Here is a 22,998-nt window from a genome sequence, read left to right on the forward strand (position 1 = left end):
TGAAAATTAAAGCTCTTGAAATTTCAGTTTTCAAAAGGAAAACTTAATTTAAAAACCGTAGCATCCATATCACTTAGATTTTCGGCAGAAATAAAACCGTGATGTTTGTGCATAATTCTTTTACACACAGCCAAACCCTTCCCTGCATTTTCCTCCGATTTGAAATTTTGCAAAAACTCAAAAATTTTATCTATTGCTCCTATTTCGGCCACCTTTCCTATATACTTTAGTGAAATTTGATGCCACATAAGATTTTCGACATGAACTTTTTCATAAGAGAGCTCAAGTGCCACAAGTTCATTATTATCACCTACATTCAACAATCTATGATTTAAGATTTCCTCAATCAATTTTTTGATCAAATGCGGATATAAAAGAAGTTTTGGGGGCTCCGGTTGATGAATTGTCAACTTTAGTTTCAGACCCGATTTATCGTTTGCTTCAGCCACACATAGCATCAGAATATCAACAAAACTATGTAAACCTATGTCTGTTTCGTCAGGCTTTAAATATGCAAGATTACTAAGTTCAGTTAACATAACTGTAGTTTGACCTGCAAGCTTTTTGATTTTTTCTAAAAACTGCCCAACATTCTCTTTTTCAGAGTTTTCATTCGCCTTGAGAGCTTGATCCAAATAAATCCTAATTTTTCTTATGGGCTCTTGAAGTTGATGGGAGGTAAGATGCGTATATTGTTCTATTTCTTCGTGTGAACTCATCAGCCTTTTGAGAAGCATTCTTTTCTTTTGTAAAATTATCTCTTTTTCTTCCAAATCAGACTTCTGTCTAAAATAGGCGAAAGCTATAATCCCAATTGCAAAAAGTGCCAGAAATGAAAAAGTAATAGGTGCTAAATTTTGTCCATCAACTTGGTTAGACATTCGTTCTACTATGAGCTTTTCCTCCTCTCCTTTCATTTTTTCAAAATACGCTAAGAGTTCGGAAGACTTATAGTTACCTTCATTAAAAAGCTCCATCTGAACACCTGACAATAGTTTTTGATTATGTTTAAACGTTACAAGCTCTTGTTCTAGATTTTTCTCTCTATCAAAATACTTTTTTATCAAAGAGTCAAGCAAATTTATCTGGTCCTTATTATCTATAACCAAAGAATGTAAATCACTAAAGTTTACCCTAGTTTTAGCAATTCGCAACTTATATTTTTCATAATAAATAGAGTCTTTCGTAAGTAAAAAATTCCTTTGATTCAATATACTACTTCTGATTTCAGATTCTGTCTCTGAAATTTTATTTTTTACCACATAAGAATGATCTACCAGTTTGTTAAATCTTTCTAGTTTGTCGTAAGCCTCATAAGTAATAAAAATCACAACACCTATAATTAGAAAAGCCAAAATGAAAAGATAATCTAAGGTTTTAGTTCGCATTTAATTTTGAAAAAATGGGGAAAAGTGGGGAATTTACGCTACAGTTTTCCTCAGTACTTTTTTATGAATTAATAATATAAATTTTTGTTTTTAATAATTTAAAAACCACAACAATATGACTATCAGACACTTAATAAGACACCATTTCTAATTAAAAAAAAATTATTTTTTTTGGCTTGCCATTTGAAAAGCATATACTATAAATCTTTCTTAAAGTATGGTTAATAACGCTCAAAGGCTAACCTTAAAACAATCGCAAAAGGTAAATACAAGTCAAATTCAATTCTTGAATTTATTGTATCTTAACCAACAAGAATTAGAACATCATATTGAGCAAGAACTCTTGGAAAATCCTTTTTTAGAAACAAATGCCGAAACTAATGAATTAGATTCTGAAATAGATGAAAATATCGAAGATTTTTCTGAAGAGCTAAATCTAGACCAAATATACACCAGAGAAACATTAGAAGACGACGAGGCATTCTATAAGTACAATCAAGAAAGTTCAAATGGAGATTCAGAATGGCAAGACTATCAATTGAATAGTCAAACTGTTGACCAAAGCATCACTGAAGCCATCCTAGATCAACTAAAATATAGCTCATTGGACACTACGCAACTCGAAGTTGCCTATTTTTTGGTAAACTCAGTAAACGAAAAAGGTTTCCTAGACTGCCCATTAAGTGATATAGCCGACCAGTTGGGTTTTGCCACTGGAAAATTCTTTTCCGAATTAGAAGTTGAAGAAGTGAAAAATGTCATTAATTCATGTGAGCCACTAGGCTTTGCTTGTTATGATTTAAAAGATTATTTTAAGTATTTAATTTCAATTGACGAAAATTTATCTGAAATAGAAAAAATAAATGCCATTGAATTGCTAGAAAATAATCTTGAAGAAATTGGGAATAATGACCTTGAAGGAATTTTAAAAGAAGATAATATTTCAAATAAAGATCTTTCGAAAATCTTAGCCCATATGGCGACCTATAGCCCCTATCCTACCAAAGGGTATTTTAGAGGTGAATCAGAAACAACCGAGTTCATTGTGCCTGATTATGAAATTTATTTAGACAATGGGAAACTTAAAGGCGATATTATTTCAAAAAAAAATTACACATTTAAAGTTAATACTAAGTATGCCAATCAATTAAAAGCTGAGTCAGGAAACAGTGCAAAAGGGTATATAAACGCCAAACTAGGCTCAGCTCAATGGCTAATGCACGCCCTAAAACAACGCGAAGAAACGATGGAAAATGTAATAAAGGCTTTAGTTTATTTACAATCGGAATTTTTGATAAGTGGAGAAACCAGTAAACTTAGACCAATGATATTAAAAGATATCGCTAATATTACAGGATTAACCATTTCTACTGTCAGTAGAGTTACATCAAACAAGTTTGCATATACCCCAATTGGCGTAATCAACTTAAAAAGTCTGTTTTCTGAGGCAATTTTATTGGACGATGGAACTACCAAAAGCAACAAAGAGATTCAAGAAATGGTTATAAACATTCTAAAAAACGAAGACAAAATAAATCCATACAGCGATATGGATATTCAAAAAGAACTTCAGAAAAATGGCATAAATTTAACCCGAAGGACCATAACCAAATATAGAATGTCGGAAAATATCCAGTCTTCAAAAAACAGAAGAACAATTTGAATCTGAAAATAAAAATTATGAAAAAAATACTGGTTATAGATGATGATAAAGATGTTTGCTTGCTACTAGATCGATTTCTTCAGAGACAAGATTTTGAAGTAGCTGTTGCAAGTTCGGGCAAAGAAGGTCTTGAAAAACTGAAAGATTTTGGTCCAGACTTAATTCTTACAGACTTCAAACTTGGAGATATTAATGGCGGTACACTTTTACAAAAAGTAAAAGAATCGCATCCCGATTTGCCTGTAATTATTATTACGGGTTATTCTGATATAAAAGTGGCGATAGAAGTAATGAAAAACGGTGCATTTGATTATGTAACCAAGCCTTTATTTCCCGAGGAAATTCTTAGCACTATCAATAAAGCTTTAGCATCTGGAGACGATAGCGATTCTGATTCAAACACTTCAAATCAAAACACCAGCACTTTAGATAAGAAGACAAAAACTTCGAAAAAAAGTAAAGGCTACATATTCGGAACAAGCCAGGCAAGTAAAAATCTACTTAATCAAATAAATCTTGTTGCTCCTACCAACTTCAGTGTTATAATTTATGGTGAAAGCGGCTCAGGGAAAGAAGCCGTTGCTCGTGAAATCCACAATAAAAGTCCTCGAAACGCCAAACCTTTTGTTGCCATGGATTGCGGTGCAATAAGCAAAGAATTGGCCGCAAGTGAACTCTTTGGACATATAAAAGGAAGTTTTACAGGAGCACTTACAGACAAAACTGGCTTATTTGAACTCGCCGATGGCGGCACTATCTTTCTTGATGAAGTTGCAAACTTGCCGTACGATATACAAGTATCATTGCTTAGGGTAGTCCAAGAACGAAAAGTGAGACCCATTGGTGGTGCAAAAGAAAAGACGGTTGACGTAAGAATATTGGTCGCAAGTAATGAGAGACTTCTTAATGCATCAAAAACAGGAAAATTTCGAGAAGACTTATATTATAGATTCAATGAGTTTGAAATAAACGTACCAGCTCTTCGCCACCGTGACAAAGACATCATGATGTATGCAGAATATATGTTAGATGGGGTCAATGAAGAGTTGAATAAGGAAATTTCGGGATTTAGTGATGAAGTAGTAGAGGTATTTAAAAACTACCCATGGCATGGAAATATTAGAGAACTCAAAAACGTAGTCAGAAGAGCTGCACTTTTATGCCAATTTGATATAATTAAAGTAGCCAATCTACCCTTCGAACTTGTAAACCATAACCACATCAATTTTTCAGAAACAGTTGACGAAGCTCAGGATGGCTCAATACAATACATAAATACCAACTATAATAGGGACATAATGCAAGAGGCTCCTAGGTTGCAAGTGCCAAGCCGAAACACTACAGTAGACCTAAAGGAAGTAGCCAAAGAAGCTGAAGCTGAACTAATTATAAGAACATTGCATGAGGTAAATTTTAACAAAAGCAAAGCAGCAAAAGTGCTCAACATTGATAGAAAGACATTGTACAACAAAATTAAATATTACAATCTGTGAACAAACTTTCCTTAAATATCCAAATTGAGGGCGAAAAAAGATTTGCTGATACGGATCTTTACGATGCCATGAGCGATGGGATTGTGATATACTCACCAAATGATCAAAAAATCATTTATGCCAATGAAAGCTATAAAAACTTTGATTCCCCTCAACAAAGAGATAAATCAGACGACGCCTTAAAGAGATTTTTACAAGAAAAGATCTCAGAAAAAGAATTTCTCGAAAAGTCTGGCTTTTCTATTATTAAACTAAAAAAAGTATCCAAACCCGAGCAAGATGACTTGATATTAGTGGTACTTATTCGAAGCCAAAAAAGGCCATTTTCTGGTCATTATGAGGTATTGAATAACGCAGAAGAAAAACTAAAAATGGGTACTTGGCAGTATTTGGTATTTGAAAACAAACTAAGTATTTCAGAAGGTTTTGCTCGAATTTTAGGTTTAAATGAAAATTCAAAAAATTATCCAAAAAACCTCCAGGACTACATGGGTTTTGTGGTACCAGAAGAAAAAGATGATATCTTAAAACTTGTGGAGAATGTAATTAAAACTGGGCAAAACTTTAGCGATTTAGTACATACCATATTAGTAGATAACCAACGAAAGATCGTTTCAGTAAGCACGCTTAAAATCATTAATAATGAAAATAAATTGCTGTGTTTACAAGGCGTAATTAAGGACATTTCAAAAGAAAAGCTAGAAGAAGTTCTTAAGCTAAAAAGTATATCTGACCTTAATAAATCCAATACTGCACTTACTGAATTTGCGTATACGGCATCGCATGACCTACAAGAGCCCCTACGAAAAATTGAAGCCTATGCCAATAGATTAGAGCGGACACTTGCTGACCAAATACCAGAACAAGCCAAAGGATATTTGGGCAGATTAAGAGGTGCCTCTGTGCGTATGAGCGAGTTGATTGATGACATACTAAAACTATCAAGATTAAATGCTAAACCACCTCTAGATGAACTGATTGACCTAAATACTATTATTCCACCAATTTTAAATGATTATGAAGAGCCTATAAACAACTCAAAGGCACAAATCACCTTCGACCTTCCTGTTTTGCATGGTGTACGAGTCCAGTTTCAGCAATTGTTCCAAAACTTAATTGGAAATGGTTTAAAATTTAAAAAATTGAATGAAATTCCGAATATCACAATAAGTAACAAACTTTTAAAGAAGTCTGATTACGCTCAATTTGGCCTAGATTTTTCAAAAACTTATTATGAAATAACAGTTAAAGACAACGGCATCGGATTTAATCCCCAATTTGGAGATATTATTTTCTCTCCTTTCAAAAGACTCATCGGAAGGTCAGAATACCCAGGCACAGGGATTGGCTTGGCGATTTGTAAAAAAGTAGTTGAAAATCACGAGGGTTACATAAGAGCGGAATCTGAAGAAGGCGTAGGAACAACTTTTATTATATATTTACCTAAATAAATACCCAATGCAAGAGATCAAACTTCTTATAATAGACGACGACCACGAGGATTTTGAATTACTAGAAGAGTCTCTTCTCGAGATAAAAAATTACAAATTTGATATCACTTGGGTATCCAATCATAAACTAGCTATCGAAAAAATCTCCTCAGACACTTTCGATGTATATATTATTGATTATTTGTTAGGAGCATATTCTGGCTTAGATATTTGCAAAATCATCCGAGACGCCGAAATCCAAGCCCCAATAATACTTCTAACTGGCAAGGGCGACCCTGAAGTAGACAGAAAAGCTTCAGAATTAGGTGTAAACGATTATTTAGTAAAGTCCACAATATCAGCCACTGAACTTGAAAGAAGCATTAGATATGCTCTCAAAAACTCCGACATGCTATTAGCATTAAAAATCTCCGAAAAAAAATATCGCTCAGTTCTAAGACATTCGAAAGACATACTTTTCATAACTGACTTAAACTTCAAAATAATCAGTATAAGTGATTCTATAAAAAAAATAACTGGATACAGTGCAACCGAACTTGGTAAAGAGGGGCTTTTACATATATTTCATGATAATGATTTTATAAAATTCCTAAAAGAAAGAATTGCCAACAAAAATGGAGTTTTCAATAAAATGGCAGAAATATTTGCCAAAAATGGCGAAAAAAAAACAATCGTATTAAGCTGCAATTACGAGCATGACCTAACTCAGGGAGATTTCCTACATGGAATTATTATTGACAAAACTGAGGAGATTCGCTCGCAACAAATTAGGCTTGTTTACGAAAAACTCGAATCTACTGCCAGGCTAATGCGTACACTTGCACATGAGGTTAGAAATCCGCTAAACAATATTTCTTTGGCCTTAGAAGGTATTGAGTCAGAAGAAATTGAATCGCCATACTTGCCAATAATTAGTCGAAATGCGGATAGAATTGAAAACATCCTAAAAAAAGTTCTGAATTTTGCTCACATTGAAAACACAACCATGTCAATGGGTAATTTTATTGATGTGGTGCTTCAGACCATAGAAAACATAAGGGACAAAGCTGATTTATTAGAAATCACTATTTCAACAGAATTACCAACCAACTATAGCTTTTTACTACATCAAGAGCAATTGTCATTGGCCTTAACCAATATTTTAGTGAATGCATTGGAGGCCTTGGAAAATATCCAAAATGGGAAAATTGAAATTATTTTGTCAGGAAACAAACTGAAAATTATAGATAATGGCCCTGGAATATCAAAAGAGGACCAAAAGGTAATTTTTGAACCTTATTTTACAAAAAAGAAAAACGGAATAGGATTGGGTTTAGCCAGTAGTATGTCTATTTTTAAAACACAGGGCATAGAAACCGAGCTTGATTCATCTTTGGGAAACGGTGCCACGTTTATACTCACATTGCCCAAAAACACGGAAATTTAGATTATGCCAATATCGATTTTATTGATTCTATTAATGTGTCAAAATTTACAGGTTTAACCAAATACTTATCTGCACCTAAAGCGTTAGATTGGTAAATATCTTTTTCATTTGAACTTGTTGAATAGACAATTTTTTTAGTTTCTGAAAAAAGGCTTTCTTTAGCCATCAATTGTAAACATTCAAAACCATTAAGTTTTGGCATATTTAAGTCTAAAAAAATAAAACTTGGAACTTCCCCCGAATTTTTCAAAACATCCACTGCTTCTAGTCCATTGGTAAAACACATCAGATTTACATTTAATCCAGTTTCAGAGAGAGCCATCTCAAAAATCTCCTGATCTTCTTGATCATCATCAATTAAATATATGAGCATGGCTTAGAATTTAGCTTTAAAGTCTTTTTTGGTATTGCACAAATATAAAACTTCTTTAATTAATATATTTCTTTTTCAAATTAATAAGTTTTAAAACAATCTTACCCATTTCCCCACATTTTGAGCAACCCTCATCTATTCGTGCATTAAATTCTACACAATTCCACACAAAAACTATCGAATACTTATGGTTTGATTTTTTTAACTAAATATTAAAATAATAAAACAATGAAAAAAATACTCAGCATTACAACAATTGCATTAATTATCGGGATGATAACTTCTTGCAAAACAACGAAAAACACTAGTAAAAATACATCAAGTACTGATTTGGTAAACTACAAAGAAGAATTACCTTATGCTTATCCTCTTGCAGATACGGCCTTCAAATACAGTTCTTCTAAATGGGAGGCCAAAGAATTAAAAGAGGCCATGAATGAAAACTTAAAGGGTATGATTGAAAACCTAAAAGGTGTAGCGACAATGGTTCAATATGGTGATGCTTTGGTGGTATCGCTTGACAAAGGAAATGTATTTGGATTAGAAGACTACACGCTTAATGAAAATGCCAAAGATATACTTAGAAAATTGGCTTTTAACTTAAATCAAAACCAAGATACCTACATAATGGCTGTAGGTAGGACAGATGCCACAGGTTCGGCGGATTTCAATAAACAATTGGCATACAAAAGAGCAGCTGTTGCGGCTAATTATCTATCGACTTGTGGAGTTGCAAAAGAAAGGTTGTTTGTAGACACCTTTGGCGAAAGATTCCCTGATTTCAGTAATAAATTGGCAAAAACAAGAGATTTAAACAGAAGAGTGGATTTCTTAATATTGCCGTCAAACAGTCTCAGAGCTGCATTAAGTACGAATTAATATTCCAAATAATCTAGAAAAACAAATTCTAATATTCTAAAAATAAAATGAAAATGAAAAAAATAGTTTTAATCGCCTTCTCATGTCTTTATATCATATCTGCCAAGGTAAATGCTCAAGACAGATCTTGGGGAGTAATGGCAGGCGTAAATGGATCAATGGTAACAAAGCTATCAGACAACACCACTTTTAAACCTGGTGGAAACTTGGGCATTTTCATGAACCAATCCAATCATTCTCGTACCGGTATGAAAGTAGAGCTTTTATACACGCAGATGGGATCAGGTTTCGAAAATACCAATAGCACACTTGATCTACACTATATTCAGTTGCCTGTTTACGGTGTTTGGTATCTAAACGAAAAAGGAAATAAACTAAGACCAAAATTAATGGCTGGACCTTATGTCGGAGCTTTAATAGGAGCCAATGGCAGCAATACCGAAAACTACAGCTACAGACCTGTAAACTTCAAGAAAATAGACGTTGGACTGAGGGCTGCAATGGGACTAAACTATAGACTTAACGAAAAGATATGGCTGAATTCGGAAGTATATTTTGCTCAAGGATTTTTCGACAATTTCAAATCCGAAGATACAAAGACCATGATCAATCAAAGTTATGGACTTAATGTAGGTGTGAGCTTTCCTTTTAAGTAAGCGTTTAACACTGCTAAAAGTGAACCCGTTTTGAGTGTAAACTTAATATGGGTTCATTTTTTATAAGTTAAAACAAAATCAAACTAAAATAAATGTATCAGATTAATCGACTAAAAATGAATTGTCTTTAAAAGAACCAAAGAGAGACAAAACATTAATAGTAAAGTAAATACAGATACAATTATCCCCAAATTGTAGAAAAAGTGTAGAAAAATTTCCTTAAAAAACGCTAAAATAACTGAGGAACTAGATTTTAAGATTTATAGTATAAATCTAAAATATTATGGAAAATGTAATGATTCTTTTGGTAGTGTTTTTTTTAATTTCGATTGTGCTTTTAGTCAATCATATTTTAAACATTTCAAAGTTTAATGATAGACGTAATTACAAGATTTCAAACGAGGAAATAAAACTAAAATTTAAGGAACTGAACAGAATTTCCATAAAAATGAAAGTACCAAATTAATAGGAAAATAGATTGGTTAACACTGGGATATAGGAAAACAAAAAATGGGGAGATGTTTTTCTCCTCTTTTTTTAATTGAACTTTTCTTTATTTTTAATAAAAACATTACGTTCTTGGAACGATTTTTTATTATTAATTATAATCAGTCTTAACCAAAACTACTTTTGTATGAACAATGATGAAATAAAAATGAAAAAGCTTTTAATAATTGATGATGAAAAAGATATCTGTAGTATGATTACAAACTTCCTAAGAAAGGAGCCTTATAGTATAAGAGAAGCTTATAACTTAAAAGACGGAATGATAGAGTTGGAAGACTTTGAACCAGATATCTTAGTTCTCGACAACAACTTACCTGACGGTCAAGGACTTAACAAAATCTCCTACATAAAGAAAAACTATCCAAAAACTAAGCTATTGCTCATTACGGCTTTTACAACGATAAAAGAACAAGCGATGGCAAATGGTGCTGATGGTTTCATCGCTAAACCATTTAAATTATCTACGTTGGTTTCCTTATTATAACTTCAAAATAAACAAGAAGATATGCACTTATGATATAGGAATTAAATTCCACAGTTTTATGTGGAAATATCTACACATTTTAATCGCCGAAAATACCTCTGTTACTTTCTTATAAAGAACAATATCTTTATCGTTTTATATCATATGGTCTCCTTTCAACTCCTATAACTGAATTTCTTTTTTATGTAGCTAAGTCATTAAAATCATAAATTGGAAAATAATCTAAAAGCAAAGAACAAATAGTTTATTAATAAAGGATTTACACAATCATAATTGGCACTTCAATATTATGCCGCACTTTGTTTATTGTTTCACCATATAGAAAATCTTTCACGGCTTTGTGTTTGTGAGCTCCCATTATCAATAAATCTATCTCGTTTTCTTTGATAAGCTCTACAATCTCCACTACCCTATTTCGCATTCCCAAAATTGTTTCCACTTCAAGACCGTGTTCTTCCAAATTTGCTTTATAAACTGCCAACTGTGCTTTGTCTTTCTCTACTTCATCTACATCGAGATTTTTGCCTAAGTAGCCAGCCACCGGACTTTCAACAATGTGTAAAATATACAATTTGGTATTTTCATTACATTGACTCAAAGCAAATGACATTACTTTCTCGTCTACCTCCGAAAAATCCAAAGGCACCAGTATTTTGTTAAACAACACTTTATCTTCGATATTGAATACAGGCTTATTTTCAGCATGATAACTTAATTTTTTAGCTTTAAATTTACCTGAAAGTGGGTAATAAAACATAGCGACAAATGTGGCGACAAAGAAAATACACAATATTGCCACGCCAATTTTAACCCAAATATACTCTGTTTCTGAAGCCGTTTGAAAAAGCATTTGAGCTACATAACTTACATTTAAGGTAGTTATGATAGCAGCAATCAACCAAGCCAAAATCTGAACGCGAAGATTGATAACAAACTTACCCATGCGTTTTTTGTCACTCACAAAAAATATCATCGGTATTACAGCAAACGCCAATTGAAAACTTAAAATCACCTGACTTAGAATCAACAGGAAATCCACCATATTGTCTCCCGCAATTAATATTACGACCACCGCCGGCACAATGGCAACCAAACGAGTAATTAACCTCCTTAAAATAGGATTCAATCGGATATTTAAATATCCTTCCATCACAATTTGACCCGATATAGTTCCTGTAATGGTAGAACTTTGTCCAGCCGCTATTAAGGCCACAGCAAAAAGAATTGGGGCAAGTTTATTGCCCAAAAGCGGAGCTAAAAGCTGATGAGCTTGTTCTATTCCAGCTATTTCGTATTGGCCATTTTTATAAAAAACGGAAGCTGCCAAAACTAATATGGCGGCATTTACAAAAAAAGCCAAATTAAGAGCAATCAAAGAATCCCAAAAGCTGTATTTTAGAGCTTTTTTAATCGAAAGGTCGTCTCTTTTTATTTTTCTGGATTGGATTATTGCCGAATGCAAGTACAGATTATGTGGCATAACCGTTGCACCAATTATTCCTATAGAAATATACAATGCGGAGGTATTCATTGTGGTTGGTATAAAACCTTGCATTATTTCGCCTACTGGTGGCTGAGCCATGATAATCTGCAGCAAAAATGAAAGACCGATTATACTTATCAAAGCAATTATAAAAGCCTCCATTTTTCGCATACCGAGTTTCTGCAAATACATCAACAAAAACGTATCAAGCACTGTTATCATCACCCCATAAATCAAAGGGATATTAAATAAAAGCTTAAGACCAATGGCCATACCAATTACCTCCGCCAAGTCAGTAGAAGCAATGGCAATCTCTGCCAAAAACCACAAAACATAATTTACTTTTTTGGGATAGGTTAGCCGATTGGCTTGGGCAAGGTCTGTTCGAGTCACAATACCCATTCTAGCGGCTAAAGATTGTAAAACAACGGCCATTATATTGCTCAGCAACAAAATCCAAATGAGTTTGTAGTTGAACATACTACCACCTGCTATATCTGTTGCCCAATTGCCCGGATCCATATAACCCACACTAACCAAATAAGCAGGACCTAGATAACTAAAAATAGTTTTCCATTTGCTTTTTGGAGAAGCTGAGGTATCAACCGATTCAAAAACTTCTTGTAGTGATTTTTCCATTGCTACAAATATATAAAAAAACCAAGCTAATAGCTTAATCTGAAATTGTTTCGAATGAATATTTTGATAAAAAATCTACAATAAATTATGTAACTTCAAAGTTACTCATTAGTTTTACAAAAAAATAATGCAATGCAAAAAGACATCATACATCACTGGCATTTTAATCATTCCCCTGAAAAAGTTTGGAGATTACTGACCGAAACAGAACTTTTGGCGAAATGGCTGATGATAAATGACTTCAAACCCGAAATTGGGCACAAATTCACTTTTTATGCCAAACCAATTATAAAAATGGGTTTCGATGGCAGAATCTATTGCGAAGTTCTTGAAGTGGAACCGTTTAAAAAACTGTCTTACACTTGGAAAGGTGGCCCAAAACCTGGAAAAATTACTTTAGATTCGGTAGTAACTTGGACATTGAAATCAAATGACCAAGGAACCCTTTTAACATTAGAACATACTGGCTTTAAAGGAATTAAAAACTATTTAACTTATATTTTCATGAACAAAGGCTGGGAGAAAATTGCGAAGAGATTGGGTAAAGAATTAGAATTATGAGTTTACCCCAAATAGATAGTTTTCAAGTAATTGCGGATCCATGTAGGAGAGAAATTTTAAGATTATTAGAAAGTGAAAACAAAACTATTTCCAATATTTCTGAAAATTTCCAAATTAGTAGACCAGCTATTTCAAAACATATTAAGATTTTAGAAACTTTCGGATTTCTGACAATTGTAAACAATGGCAGGGAAAGAATTTGTACTTTAAGCCCAAAAGGTTTTGAAGAAATAAGTCAATGGATTGCCCATTATGAAAACTTCTGGGCACAAAAAATGAAAAACTTCGAAAATTTGCTCAATCAGGATTTATGACGAAAGTTTATTTCTGCCGTTTATCAATATTCAGAAATTCTTAGAACTTATTGAAATTGCTTATTGTCTTTTATGAAAGATTATATTTGAATCGGAATTTCAAATTGCCTTTCACTATTTACAAAAAAAGCAATATTTAAAATGATCAAGCAATTTGGCGGAAAAGCCTCAAAAATAGAACTAGAAAAACTAGCCAAATCAAAACATTGGGACGGGAAAAAGTTTGAAAACTTGCAAGAAACAAAGATGGACTTTAGACTTTCGGGCATGCCTAAGTTTTTTAAAAAGCAATTTTTAGAAAAAGAAGGAAGAGAACCCAAAACTCCAATTCCGATTGAAAAATTTAATAAGGACACATTCTTAGCACCCAGTGAAAAGGCAAAATTTATTTGGTATGGACATTCCGTGGTTTTGATGAGAATTAATGGCAAAACGCTCCTTATCGACCCAATGTTTGGCCCAAATGCCGCTCCAATAGCTCCTTTTAAAGTTAAAAGATTCAGTGAAAATACCTTAAACATTATTGATGAATTACCAGAAATAGACCTTGTCCTTTTTACGCACGACCATTATGACCACATAGATTTAAAAAGCGTAAAACGTTTAAAATCAAAAGTTAAACAGTACTTTGTGGCTTTGGGAGTTAAAAGGCATTTGACAGAATGGGGAATAGACAATGAAAAAATAATTGAATTTGATTGGTGGAAAAAACAGTCTTTTGATGACATAACCATAACTTTTACGCCAACAAGGCATTTCTCTGGCAGAGGACTTACAGACAGAGCAAAGTCACTTTGGGGAGGTTGGGCATTCAAGACCCAAAATGAGAATATATGGTTTAGTGGTGATGGCGGCTTTGGTAATCATTTCACCGAAATAGGTAAAAAACTAGGCCCATTTGATTTCGGGTTTATGGAATGTGGCCAATACAACGAAAACTGGCACGCGATACACATGTACCCAGAGGAAAGTGTCCAAGCAGCAATAGATGCTAAAGTCACGAAAATAATGCCTGTCCATTGGGCTGGTTTTACGCTTGCTCAACATCACTGGAAAGAACCAATAGAGCGTTTTATGGAAGCTTCCATAGCTAAAAAAGTTAATTTTATAGCTCCAAAAATTGGAGAAATTGTTGAGCTTTCAGCCAAAAACAACTTAGAAAAATGGTGGGAAAATATTGGGTAATTCATTTCGAATAAATTACCAATGTAAACTAAAATTCTAATTGAAATTTAATTCATATTTCTTAGAATTCAGTGCCTACTTTTACGTTTCTAGAAAAATAAAATAAACTATTATCATGTACAAAGACATTAAAAATCTTCTGAATACCGAGTCTGAACAATTATCTAAACTTCATTATATCGTTTCAAAGTCAATTGAAGATGAAAATCTAATCATCAACAATCTCTTAAATCCGCCAAAAGAAATCTTGACGAGAGGTCAGAAAATCTCTGACAAAGTGGCTAGATTTGGTGGCAGTTGGGCCTTTATTATTTCCTTTTTTATTGTCTTAGTGATTTGGATTTTATTCAATACGCTATCTCCAAAAGGTGATAATTTTGACCCCTACCCTTTCATTTTGATGAATTTGATTCTTTCATGTATAGCGGCTCTCCAAGCTCCAGTAATTATGATGAGCCAAAACAGACAAGAGGAAAAAGATAGGCTTAGAAGCGAAAACGATTACATGGTTAACCTAAAAGCCGAGTTAGAAATCAGGTCGCTTCATCAAAAAATCGACTTACTTTTAGAAGAACAAATCAAGGTTTTGTTTGATAGCCAAGCCAAACAATTGGAGATTTTGAAAAATATTGAGCATAAATTAGCTGTATCTAATCCTGCCAAAAAGGTTGAGTAGATTCAAAATAGCCGTAAAATAAAAATGGTTTCCTTTTTTTGTCCCAAAAGATTTCATTTTCTAGCTTTAGTAAAAAAAAGCACATGGAAACGAAATACGGATTTACAAAAATGAGTGTCCAAGAGTTTGAAAACTGGATTAACAATACACGTGTAGCAAGGACTATTATATACCTACAGCAACATCACACTTTTAGCCCAAACTATCATAATTTCACTGGAAGTAATCATTTTGAATTGCAAAAAGCCATGAAAGACTACCATGTAGGCACCAATGGTTGGATGGATATTGGGCAGCATTTCTCCATATTTCCAGATGGAGAAATAGTAACTGGTAGAAGTTTAGAAAATACCCCTGCCTGCATCTATGGTAACAATTCCAATGCAATTTGCATAGAAAACGTTGGTGATTTCGACCAAAATATGGACCAAATGACTCAAGCCCAAAAAGACAGCATAGTGAAAGTAAGTGCTGCCATTTGTAAAAAATTTAGTATCCCAATCAATACCGACAAAATAGTATATCACCATTGGTTTCACTTGTCAACAGGTGCTAGAAACAATGGAACTGGAGGTAACAAATCTTGCCCAGGAACGGCATTTTTTGGTGGAAACAAAGTGGGAGATTGCCAGAGCAACTTTCTACCTTTGGTTTATCAGGCACTTTTAGGTGCTACTTCACCCCCTATTCCTGCCGTTTTGAAATATGCAGTTGTAACAGCCGACAGTTTAAATATAAGAACCCAAGCAGATTATAGATCTGCAAAAGCCAACGATAGGGATGCAGCAACTTTAGGCTCAATTTTAAGAGTATATGAAGAACTAAACAATTGGTATAGGATTTCTTCTAGTCAACAGCATTGGGTATCTGCAAGATATACGCAAGACGTAAGAAGATCAACTGTAAACGCTAACACTTTAAATGTCAGAAGTGGACCTTCGACCAATTTCCCCAAAGTGGGTTCTTACCAAAAAAACGAGGAAGTCTTCATAATGGAAGAGTCCAACGGCTGGTGTAAGGTAAGTCTTGAAAACAAATGGGTAAAAGATGACTTTCTTGATTTCTGATAAAAAAACTACTACTTCTCTTCTTTTGCAAATGCTACAGGCAAAGTATGGTAAACTCTAACAGGCTTTCCGTCTAACATGCCTGGTTTCCAGTTTGGCATACTCATAATCACTTTTTTTGCTGCGTCTTCACAGCCATGGCCAAGGCCTTTGGTTACTTTAGCGTCTGAAATAGAGCCGTCTTTTTCAACGATAAATCTTACATAAACTATACCCGATACCTCTGCTTTTTTAGCTGCATCAGGAATTACAAGATTGCTTCTCAGAAAACTAAACATTTTCATTTTCCCTCCAATAAACTCAGGCTTTTCTTTAACATAAGACAATACATCACCTTCACCATCTCCAGCGTAGGCATCTTTTTCGCCAAAATCCTCTTTTGACGCTTCCTCTTTTCTGTTAATGCTATATTTAGATTCTTCGCCACCGCCACATGAGCTTGTTCCCAAAAAGGTTAGACTTGAAATAGTTAAAATTGCTAGATTTGATTTAAGATATTTTGAAAATGCCATTCGATTATTCTTTAAAATGTTTTTTATTTTGAGTAAAAATAAGGGGAATTTATGAAAACTCCGTATAAACTTAAGATAAATATAGGAATGTAATATGTATAAAAAACAAAAAGCCGTGATTGTATAATCAAGGCTTTTTGAAAATTTAAACTCGTTTTATTCTTCTGATGCTCCGTTTTCCACAAAACTTACGCCACGCGTAACAATCTTACCTTCAATGACTTTAGGCTCTATTATTTCCACAAAACCATGGGCAACTCGACCAGTTTTAACTTCAATTTTCTCAAATTTCACTTGGTCTTTTCCGTCCGTCATTCTGAAAATAAAGCTACCATCTGTATTGGTCAAAATTGCAGACTCTGGCAAAGCCATTACTTTTGAATTTTGAACATTGATACTTCCAGAGATAAACTGACCCGGTCTTAGTGACTGCTCATAAACCTCATCTGTAATATGTACGTGCAGATTCAATGATTTTTGCTCAGGATCCACAGTTCTGTCTATTAAGTAAACTTTTCCAACAACAATTTTGCCAGAAGGTGTTTTAAAATCCACATCATGGCCCTCTTTTACCAATAGCATGTCATTCCCAAAAACTTTAAGCTCCACATGCATGTGCTGTGTACTAATAAGTTCAAAAAGTGTCTGGTCTTTATTAAAACTACTTCCATTGGTTACATTTACCGCTTTTACAAAACCACTTTGACTAGCCACCAAAGTATGCCTTGCTGAAATATTTGAGCTATTTAAAGTTGCAGGATTTATGCCTAAAACTTTTAGTTTTTCACTCAAACTTTTGGTTTTCACTTTGCTCAATTTAATCGTATTCTCAATTTCCTGAAACTTACGCTTGGCGGTAGCATCGTCAGCCAACAAAGCTTTCTGACGTTCGTATTCTTGGTTATACAATTCATTTTTAATGGATTCATTCAAATAATCCTCCTCTGTTTGTAGGAGTTCCATGCTTTGAATCTGTGCCAATTGCTCACCTTTTTTGATATATTTCCCTGGCAAAAGATTATGATTGATACTAGCAATCACACCATTCAATTGATAATTTACCGAGAACATCTGATCTGGTGGTACGTCCACAACTCCATTAGCATCGATGTTGATATCCATGGTTTGTTCTTCCATGTTGCCAAGTTCCAGTTTCAGGTTATTAAATTGCGTCTTGGTGAAAACTATCGAGTTGTCAACAGGAGCCGCTGGTGCTTCTTCAACTTTCTTTTCTGTACTGCACGAAAACATTGCCCCCGCACACAGTATACTTATTAATATTTTATTCATTGCCTGTAAGATATTTTATGGTAGAAATTTTTACGTTTCTTTCTTTTTCTAAACTTATTAATTCTGATTTATACGTCAAATTTTGGTTGTAAGCCAAATACCAATCGTAATAGGTTATTTGGGCTGCCATGTATTTTTTATGAGAAATTTCCATCACTTTTTCAGATGAAGGAAGTAGCTGCTTATTTAACATTTCTATCTGGTTTTCAATATTCAGCAAACTACCTCTCAAACTAATCACTTCATTGTCAATTTGATGTACAATTTTCTCCAATTCTGATTCTTGAATCAGCACATTGATTTTCGACGCCTCCACTCTGGATTTTTGTGCTTTTGTGAAAATAGGCATTTCCACGCCTACCATACCGACAAATTGTCGCCAACTACCAGCCATACTTTGATTTAAAACCCCAAGATTTATACTTGGCAAGAGTTTACTTTTTTCAGTTTCTAGCATACTCTTTGAGCTTTCAATCATAGATTTTTGCCATCCTAGTCTTGGATTGCCATCATAGGTTTTTACTAAAACTGCAGCTGCATTTTGAAAATCTAATTCCGGAATATCCGATATATTTAAGAGAATTTTCAATTGAGCCAAAATCTCATTTTCCTGTTGGTTAATCTTGGCGATTTTCATTTCATTTTCTAAAATCCGCAACCTTACATTACTTGATTCTAATATATCAGATTCTCCTTCTTCAAATCTCCTTTTATACACTTTCTCAATCTCACTTAATTTCAGATTTTCTTTTTCTAAAACAGTTTTTAATTTGTTCAAAGAATACAAAGCATAGTAAAAAGTGGAGACGTTCATTCGATATTCATTTCTTAAAACGCTAACTTCCGATTCTCCAATTTTTACCAGAGATTCATTGTAGGCTTTTCTAAGTTTAAAAACTTTAGGCAATTCCACATTTTGAATAGCACTCAATGAATAATCCCAAACATTAGGCGTTTGAATATTGCCAAAAGAATAATCAATTTTAGTCTTAGGTACTTCGTAGGCTGTATTTACTAAGGCTTTTTGAAGATCTACTCTTTTCAAAGCCAAAGCCAAATCTCTGTTTTGGTCTAAACCCTTTTGCGTCAAAGTTTCCAAATTTACTTTTTGAGCAAAAGCGAAATTGACGATTAGGCTAAATATTATTATTTTCTTCATCATTTTTTTTCGAATTTTTTCATGAAAATCATATAAATAATCGGCAAAACCACCAAGGTAAGTAAAGTAGAAGTTATCAATCCTCCTATTACAACTGTTGCTAAAGGTTTTTGTACTTCAGCACCTGCTGAAGTTGAAATAGCCATTGGCAAGAAACCTAAAGAAGCCACAAATGCTGTTACCAAAACCGGCCGGAATCGCACCGAGACACCTTCAATTATCCGTTTCATAAGGTCTTTTTCAGTAGATTGATTAAAATAACTAATCAATACCAAGCCATTGAGAACCGCCACACCAAACAAAGCGATAAAACCTACACCTGCAGAAATACTAAACGGCATGCCGCGAATCAACAAAGCAAAAACGCCACCGATTGCCGAAAATGGAATAGCACTAAAAACCAAACCAGCTTGCAAAAATGAACCTAAGGAAAAATATAAAAGGAACAAAATCAGCACCATAGCGGCCGGAACTGCAATTATCAATCGATCTTTCGCTCTTTTTAAGTTTTCGAAAGAACCGCCGTATTCGTAATAATAGCCAGAAGGCAATTTTACTTTACTTTCAATTTTGGTCGCTACTTCGTTGGCATAACTTTCTACATCTCTATCTGCTATATCTACTCCTATTATTATTCGTCTATTTGATTTTTCACGTGAGATCTGGGAAGGAGCATTTTTGTATTCAACAGTCGCCACGTTTTCAAATTTTATCAATGAGCCTGTTCCAGTTTTAATTTGGAGATTTCTAATATGCTCCAAATCATCCGCCGCTTGTTTTTCAAACCTAACAACTACATCAAATCTTTTTTCACTTTCGAAAAACACACCTGCGACTTCTCCTGCAAATGAAGTCTTTAGAATAAAATTCAAATCGTCGATATTCAAACCAAACTCTGCCAATTTTTTCTTGTCATATTTGACATTTATCTGTGGCCTTCCACTTATCCTTTCCACTCTGACTGTTCTTGTTCCTTCTATTTTTTGAAGAACTTTCTCAACAGCCTTGGCTTTTTTATTCAAGATTTCCAGATCATTTCCAAATATCTTTATCGCAAACTCAGACTTTGAACCGGCAATCATCTCATTGAATCGCATTTCTATAGGTTGGGTAAATTCTGCTGAATTACCAGGTACATTTTCTTCAATAACTTTTGACATTTTCTCTACCATTTCTTGCGGTGTCTTGGCACTGGTCCACTCAGAGCGGTCTTTCATATTTATCATTAAATCTGAAGCCTCTGGTGGCATGGGGTCAGTAGGCACTTCTGATGCTCCTATCCTACCCACAATCTGCTGAATTTCAGGAAATTCTTTCAAAAGAGCTTTTTGTGCTTTGGTGGTTGCCTCTATTGTAGTATTTAAAGACGAACCTTGTGGCGTTTGAAAGTCAACTGCCAAATCGCCCTCGTCAAGTGTAGGAATAAACTCACCGCCCATTCTTAAAAACAAGACAAAACTTATCAAAAACAAAACAATGGCACCCGTCAATACCTTCCAATGGTGTTTTAAAGCATATTGAAACACTGGAGAATAAGTGTTAAACATGGTGTCAATAATCTTTTGAGAAAGCTTAAACTCTTTTTTACCTTCTTTAGAAAGTAAAAGAGAAGTCACTGCAGGCACATAGGTTAGAGATAATAAAATGGCAATAACCAAAGCTAAACTAACAGTCATCGCCATTGGGTTAAACATTTTCCCTTCAATACCTCCAAGTGACAGAATAGGCAGATAAACTATTAAAATTATAATACCGCCAAACAATGCTGCTGACAAGACTTTTGTTGATGAACTATAAACCAAATTATTGAATTCCTCCTCTTCTATTTTGTCTACATGGTATTTTTTATTGGAGTGAATATTAAACAAAACACTTTCCACCACAATAACTGAGCAGTCTACCAAAAGGCCAAAATCTATTGCTCCTAAACTCATCAAATTGGCCGAAATACCAAAGACATTCATTAAGCCAAATGTTATCATCATGGTTATTGGAATCACGGAAGCCACAATTAACCCAGCCTTGACACTTCCCATTAGCAACACCAAAACAAAAACAACAATCAAACCACCTTCAATCAGGTTATTTCTAACAGTTTTTATAGATTTATCGATAAGTTTGGTTCTATCTATAAAAGGCTTTGCAGTAAGTCCTGCAGGCAGATTTTTATTGATTTTTTCAATTCTTTCCTTTACTTGTTTGATGGTTTTTTCGGAGTCGGCACCTTTTAGCATCAATACTATTCCCCCTACAGCTTCTCCTTGGCCATTTTTAGTCATGGCTCCAAAACGTTTTGCATGTCCAAATTTCAAGTCTGCCACATGCTTCACCAAGATTGGTACACCATTGGCCATTTTCACAACTATATTGCCGAGGTCCTCTAAGGAATTCGCAGTTCCTTCTCCTCTTATAAAATAAGTCTGATCGTTTTTTTCGATATAACTACCGCCTGTATTCGAATTGTTGGCATTTACAGCATCATAAACTTCTTTAATACTGACGCCCATTTGCATTAATTTGTCTGGAAGTACAGAAACTTCATATTGTTTTACAAAACCTCCAAAACTACTTATTTCTGTAACTCCTTCTATACCAGCCAATTGCTTCTTAACTATCCAATCCTGAATAGTTCTTTGGGTGGTAAGGTCATATTTTTTCTCATAACCAGGTGCCACTTCCAATGTATATTGATAGATTTCACCCAGACCTGTTGTAATTGGAGCTAAAAATGGAGTCCCGAAAGACTTTGGAATAGACTCAGAAGCCATTTTTATTTGGTCTGAAGTCAGCTGTCTAGCCAAATGAATATTTACATCATCAGAAAAAACGAGGGTAATAACTGATAACCCTTGTCGAGACACCGACCTGATGTCTTCGAGATTTTGAATGTTTACGAATTGAATTTCAAGAGGAGCTGTAATATACTGCTCTACTTCCTGAGCGGCCAATGTTGGTGCCAAAGTAAGCACCACTACTTGGTTGTTGGTAATATCAGGCACAGCATCAATAGGTAAGTTTTTCAAAGAAAACAAACCAGCTATCATACTGAGAGATACTACAATACCCACCACAAGTTTATGGTGAATACTATATCTGACGAGTTTATCAAACATAATAATGATTAAAAAAAATAAAGAAAATAATTAAGCTTAAAGAATTTTAGCCTAACTGGGGTGGATTTAGAAGAGATTTCAAATACTGAAATCTATATAAGTTTTGATAAGTTGAGGAGCTTGATTTTCCTTCAAAAAAAGTAACTGATTTTGAAAACTCAGAAATTATTTTTGCTGCAGGAATAAAAACCAAAAATGTAATGTGAGATTCGAAAGAAGGTAATTTCTTGTGTTCTTGATTAGACTTGTGTTTTGACTCCTTGGCATAATGCATCCAAAGAAAATCTTCAAAACTAATACCTTCTTGTTTGTGCTGCTGATAATGACTGTACAAGTCCCCAAACTTATAGGCCTCCGAAAACCCAACGGATTTTGGAAGTAAACCCTCTAAAAAGATTACGCTAGAGAGAATAAGTATGAAAAAACTTTTAATCATTCTCAAAATTAGACATAAATTTTCAATAAAACTGTGACTTTTATCCAAAATATCCTTTTAAAGGCACATATTAACAATTTATTAATATTTTTCCAAAAAAAACCAGTTTATAAAGATTTAATTAATAGCCAATTAGATTTTCACTTGCACAATAAGTAAAAATCATTTGAATTATTTTTTGATTTTTTTAATCTAAAAACTTACCTTTGCACTGCTTTTAAGGGAATCGAAATTCTTTTTTCT

The 22,998-nt window shown here is 33.9% G+C and carries 20 protein-coding genes; 12 read left to right on the top strand and 8 right to left on the bottom strand.

Features of this window, described 5'->3' with window-relative positions; genetic code table 11:
* Positions 1 to 23: 23 nt before the first annotated feature.
* Entirely contained in the window at positions 24 to 1,388 is a 1,365-nt protein-coding gene (locus tag EGI22_RS13450) for a CHASE3 domain-containing protein (protein ID WP_255068980.1), read from the bottom strand.
* Positions 1,389 to 1,605: 217 nt separating this feature from the next.
* On the opposite strand from EGI22_RS13450, the gene rpoN reads away from it, so the two are divergent.
* From rpoN to EGI22_RS13470, 4 genes are read left to right on the top strand one after another with little or no spacing between them, the layout of a single operon-like run.
* Positions 1,606 to 3,051 carry an RNA polymerase factor sigma-54 gene (gene rpoN / locus EGI22_RS13455; RefSeq protein ID WP_255068981.1) on the top strand — a complete coding sequence of 482 codons (1,446 nt, stop codon included), beginning with the start codon at positions 1,606 to 1,608 and terminating at the stop codon, positions 3,049 to 3,051.
* A gap of 17 nt (positions 3,052 to 3,068) precedes the next feature.
* Positions 3,069 to 4,544, top strand: coding sequence for a sigma-54 dependent transcriptional regulator (locus EGI22_RS13460; protein ID WP_255068982.1), 1,476 nt, complete (start codon positions 3,069 to 3,071; stop codon positions 4,542 to 4,544).
* Positions 4,541 to 5,995, top strand: a complete 1,455-nt coding sequence (locus tag EGI22_RS13465) for an ATP-binding protein (RefSeq protein WP_255068983.1) — start codon at positions 4,541 to 4,543, stop codon at positions 5,993 to 5,995. The genes EGI22_RS13460 and EGI22_RS13465 overlap by 4 nt, the downstream gene beginning before the upstream one ends.
* A 7-nt stretch (positions 5,996 to 6,002) precedes the next feature.
* Entirely contained in the window at positions 6,003 to 7,421 is a 1,419-nt protein-coding gene (locus tag EGI22_RS13470; protein ID WP_255068984.1) for a hybrid sensor histidine kinase/response regulator, read from the top strand.
* Between the two features lies 1 nt (position 7,422).
* On the opposite strand, the gene EGI22_RS13475 is transcribed toward EGI22_RS13470, so the two are convergent.
* Positions 7,423 to 7,794, bottom strand: coding sequence for a response regulator (locus tag EGI22_RS13475; protein ID WP_255068985.1), 372 nt, complete (start codon positions 7,792 to 7,794; stop codon positions 7,423 to 7,425).
* A 228-nt stretch (positions 7,795 to 8,022) separates the two neighbouring features.
* Here EGI22_RS13475 and EGI22_RS13480 point away from each other — a divergent pair, with 228 nt between their 5' ends.
* The 3 genes from EGI22_RS13480 (at position 8,023) to EGI22_RS13490 (ending at position 10,320) form a co-directional block, all read left to right on the top strand.
* Positions 8,023 to 8,673, top strand: a complete 651-nt coding sequence (locus EGI22_RS13480; RefSeq protein WP_255068986.1) for an OmpA family protein — start codon at positions 8,023 to 8,025, stop codon at positions 8,671 to 8,673.
* A gap of 53 nt (positions 8,674 to 8,726) precedes the next feature.
* Positions 8,727 to 9,329 (top strand): porin family protein, encoded by a 603-nt coding sequence (locus EGI22_RS13485; protein WP_255068987.1) that lies wholly within the window; start codon positions 8,727 to 8,729, stop codon positions 9,327 to 9,329.
* 655 nt (positions 9,330 to 9,984) lie between these two features.
* Positions 9,985 to 10,320, top strand: a complete 336-nt coding sequence (locus EGI22_RS13490) for a response regulator (protein WP_255069000.1) — start codon at positions 9,985 to 9,987, stop codon at positions 10,318 to 10,320.
* A gap of 259 nt (positions 10,321 to 10,579) precedes the next feature.
* Here EGI22_RS13490 and EGI22_RS13495 read toward each other — a convergent pair whose 3' ends face one another.
* Positions 10,580 to 12,442 carry an Nramp family divalent metal transporter gene (locus EGI22_RS13495; protein ID WP_255068988.1) on the bottom strand — a complete coding sequence of 621 codons (1,863 nt, stop codon included), beginning with the start codon at positions 12,440 to 12,442 and terminating at the stop codon, positions 10,580 to 10,582.
* Between the two features lie 132 nt (positions 12,443 to 12,574).
* On the opposite strand from EGI22_RS13495, the gene EGI22_RS13500 reads away from it, so the two are divergent.
* The 5 genes from EGI22_RS13500 (at position 12,575) to EGI22_RS13520 (ending at position 16,245) form a co-directional block, all read left to right on the top strand.
* On the top strand, positions 12,575 to 13,003 hold the full coding sequence (locus EGI22_RS13500; protein WP_255068989.1) for an SRPBCC domain-containing protein: 429 nt from the start codon (positions 12,575 to 12,577) through the stop codon (positions 13,001 to 13,003).
* Positions 13,000 to 13,317, top strand: a complete 318-nt coding sequence (locus EGI22_RS13505) for an ArsR family transcriptional regulator (RefSeq protein ID WP_255068990.1) — start codon at positions 13,000 to 13,002, stop codon at positions 13,315 to 13,317. Before EGI22_RS13500 ends, EGI22_RS13505 begins: the two co-directional genes overlap by 4 nt.
* 141 nt (positions 13,318 to 13,458) lie before the next feature.
* Positions 13,459 to 14,502 carry an MBL fold metallo-hydrolase gene (locus tag EGI22_RS13510; RefSeq protein WP_255068991.1) on the top strand — a complete coding sequence of 348 codons (1,044 nt, stop codon included), beginning with the start codon at positions 13,459 to 13,461 and terminating at the stop codon, positions 14,500 to 14,502.
* Between the two features lie 115 nt (positions 14,503 to 14,617).
* Positions 14,618 to 15,178 carry a DUF1003 domain-containing protein gene (locus EGI22_RS13515; protein ID WP_255068992.1) on the top strand — a complete coding sequence of 187 codons (561 nt, stop codon included), beginning with the start codon at positions 14,618 to 14,620 and terminating at the stop codon, positions 15,176 to 15,178.
* 83 nt (positions 15,179 to 15,261) lie between these two features.
* The gene (locus EGI22_RS13520) at positions 15,262 to 16,245 is read left to right on the top strand and encodes an SH3 domain-containing protein (RefSeq protein ID WP_255068993.1); all 984 of its coding nucleotides are present in this window, start codon (positions 15,262 to 15,264) and stop codon (positions 16,243 to 16,245) included.
* Positions 16,246 to 16,256: 11 nt separating this feature from the next.
* On the opposite strand, the gene EGI22_RS13525 is transcribed toward EGI22_RS13520, so the two are convergent.
* The 5 genes from EGI22_RS13525 to EGI22_RS13545 all read right to left on the bottom strand — a co-directional run bounded on the left by EGI22_RS13525 (position 16,257) and on the right by EGI22_RS13545 (position 22,755).
* Positions 16,257 to 16,757, bottom strand: a complete 501-nt coding sequence (locus EGI22_RS13525; RefSeq protein ID WP_255068994.1) for an energy transducer TonB — start codon at positions 16,755 to 16,757, stop codon at positions 16,257 to 16,259.
* Positions 16,758 to 16,913: 156 nt separating this feature from the next.
* The gene (locus tag EGI22_RS13530; RefSeq protein WP_255068995.1) at positions 16,914 to 18,047 is read right to left on the bottom strand and encodes an efflux RND transporter periplasmic adaptor subunit; all 1,134 of its coding nucleotides are present in this window, start codon (positions 18,045 to 18,047) and stop codon (positions 16,914 to 16,916) included.
* Entirely contained in the window at positions 18,040 to 19,209 is a 1,170-nt protein-coding gene (locus EGI22_RS13535) for a TolC family protein (RefSeq protein ID WP_255068996.1), read from the bottom strand. The genes EGI22_RS13530 and EGI22_RS13535 overlap by 8 nt, the downstream gene beginning before the upstream one ends.
* Entirely contained in the window at positions 19,206 to 22,319 is a 3,114-nt protein-coding gene (locus EGI22_RS13540) for an efflux RND transporter permease subunit (RefSeq protein WP_255068997.1), read from the bottom strand. The genes EGI22_RS13535 and EGI22_RS13540 overlap by 4 nt, the downstream gene beginning before the upstream one ends.
* A 46-nt stretch (positions 22,320 to 22,365) precedes the next feature.
* A complete protein-coding gene (locus tag EGI22_RS13545; RefSeq protein WP_255068998.1) occupies positions 22,366 to 22,755 on the bottom strand; it encodes a hypothetical protein in 390 nt (129 codons plus the stop codon).
* Between the last annotated feature and the right edge of the window lie 243 nt (positions 22,756 to 22,998).

The organism is Lacihabitans sp. LS3-19, assembly GCF_024343575.1.
Classification (GTDB): Bacteria; Bacteroidota; Bacteroidia; order Cytophagales; family Spirosomataceae; genus Leadbetterella.